This is a genomic window from Halorubrum sp. AJ67 (genome assembly GCF_000513435.1).
The window spans coordinates 43164-44905 of sequence record NZ_CBVY010000012.1; the positions used below are offsets into that span (position 1 = coordinate 43164).

General features: G+C 71.5%; 2 protein-coding genes and 2 pseudogenes. 1 reads left to right on the forward strand and 3 read right to left on the reverse strand.

Annotation, left to right across the window (positions count from 1 at the left end; translation table 11 throughout):
• Nucleotides 1-488: pseudogene (locus tag BN903_RS10610) on the forward strand (succinate dehydrogenase); the annotation flags it as partial.
• 31 nt (nt 489-519) lie between these two features.
• Here the strand turns inward: BN903_RS10610 and BN903_RS10615 are convergent.
• From BN903_RS10615 to BN903_RS15920, 3 genes and pseudogenes are all read right to left on the reverse strand, one after another.
• The gene (locus tag BN903_RS10615; RefSeq protein WP_048077704.1) at nt 520-813 is read right to left on the reverse strand and encodes a hypothetical protein; all 294 of its coding nucleotides are present in this window, start codon (nt 811-813) and stop codon (nt 520-522) included.
• Between the two features lie 28 nt (nt 814-841).
• Nucleotides 842-1429, reverse strand: coding sequence for a GNAT family N-acetyltransferase (locus tag BN903_RS10620; RefSeq protein WP_048077705.1), 588 nt, complete (start codon nt 1427-1429; stop codon nt 842-844).
• A 75-nt stretch (nt 1430-1504) separates the two neighbouring features.
• Nucleotides 1505-1705: pseudogene (locus BN903_RS15920) on the reverse strand (Brp/Blh family beta-carotene 15,15'-dioxygenase); the annotation flags it as partial.
• Between the last annotated feature and the right edge of the window lie 37 nt (nt 1706-1742).

Below are 1742 nucleotides of genomic sequence, written 5' to 3' on the forward strand. Positions count from 1 at the left end.
TCCGCGAGTCGCTCGTCGAGCCGCACCTCCGCGGCCTGCGCGCGATGGCGAACCGCGACGGCGAACACGACGTGGACGCGGCGCTCGCCGACCTGCGGGAGCTGATGTGGGACCACGCGGGTATCCTCCGTGACGAGGCATCGCTCCGAGAGGGGCTCGACCGCCTCGCCGACGTGCGCGAGCGCGTCGCCGACCTGCGCGTCGGCTCGGTCACCAGCGAGTCGTTCGAGTTCGCCGTCGACCTCGGCTTCATGACCGTCGCCGCCGAGGCGGTGCTCCGCGGCGCGCTCGAACGCGAGGAGTCTCGCGGCGCTCACTACCGCACCGACTTCCCCGACGTCGACGCCGACTGGCGGCGCAACGTCTACTTCGAGGCGGCCGACGTGGGCGGCATGCGACTCCGGACCGAGCCGGTCGACGAGCCCAGCGAGGCGGTCCAGGCCGCCCTCGACGAGGGGCACGAGCTCGACTACCACCAGCTGGAGTGACCGCGGGTCCGCTCTCGCCCTCCGTTTCCGCTCACCCGCCCCGCTTCCGATACCAGACGCGCTCGCCGACCGGGGACTCGTCGTCCGCGATCGCGAGCCGACCAACGAACAGGTCCCTGACGGCGAACGTGATCACGAGTTCGACGGACCGATCGTCGCCCCCGGATCCGGGCTCGGTATCACTCGTCTCGTCTCCTTTCTCCGAGACCGGTCGGACCGTCACGACGCAGTGGCCGTCGCGCTCGCCGATCGACTCGATCACGCCGACCGACCACCGGTCGACGTGATGCGACGGCTCCCTCGCGTGGATGCGGTCGTGGTTCACGACGGTCTCTCGCCTCCGCGGCGTCCGGTCACGCTCCGTCTCCCTCGACTCGCCGCACCGCGAGCGCGCCCTCGCAGACGCACTCGCCCTCGCATTTGGGGCACTCGGCCGCGGGCCGGTCGATCGGGTCGCGATGAATCGTCTCGTAGTCGTGTCCGTCGAACAGCCTCTCCGGGGTGTCGTCGCCCCCGTGGTACCACGAGTCCGCGACGAACAGGTCGACGCCGCGCTCGGCTCCGATCGCGTGGAGCCGTTCGAGCAGCCGGCTCCCGATCCCGCGGCCGGTCGCCGCCTCGCTGACGTACCCCATTTCGAGGTGGCCGTACAGCTCCGCGGCCGGGAGCAGGTCGGGATCGTCGAAGAAGTACATCTCGTCGGCGACGGCGGCCGCGTCCGAGAGTTCGCGGAGCGCCATGACGCCGAGGATCGCGTCGTCGCGATCGGTGCTCGCTCCGCCGTCGCTTCCGGCCTCGACCGCGACCAGCACGCGGTACATCGGGTCGTCGAGCCCGAGGTCGACGCCGTAGGAACTCCCCTCGCTGAAGTGCGAGGTGATGAGCGCCTCCAGCGGCTCGGCGTCGCCCGGCCGCGGGTCGCGGATCGCGATCTCGTCCATCGATCGGAGAGACGCCGCCCCCGGCCAAGAGCGGTGCGGTGTCGGAACCCGAGGGGTATCCACTCGACCTTTCCCTCACCGAGCGACGCCCGGACGCCAGACGCCCTGTCGTCGGTCGAGCCACGCGACGACAACGACGTGGGGTAAAGTCATCGCGGCGATGGCGACAAGCGACACGGCCAGCAGGTCGCCGGGTGCCGCCACGCCGGCGGGCACGCTCGCGCCCACCGCGCCCACTACGAGGAACCCGCCGAGCGTGAGCGGTGCCGCGTCCCGGACGTCGTGGGAGGCGAAGGCGACACAGGGGAGTAGG

Coding starts and splice junctions, on each gene's coding strand:
- BN903_RS10620 (WP_048077705.1), bottom strand. CDS start 1,429: ATGGACGAGATCGCGATCCGCGACCCGCGGCCGGGCGACGCCGAGCCG.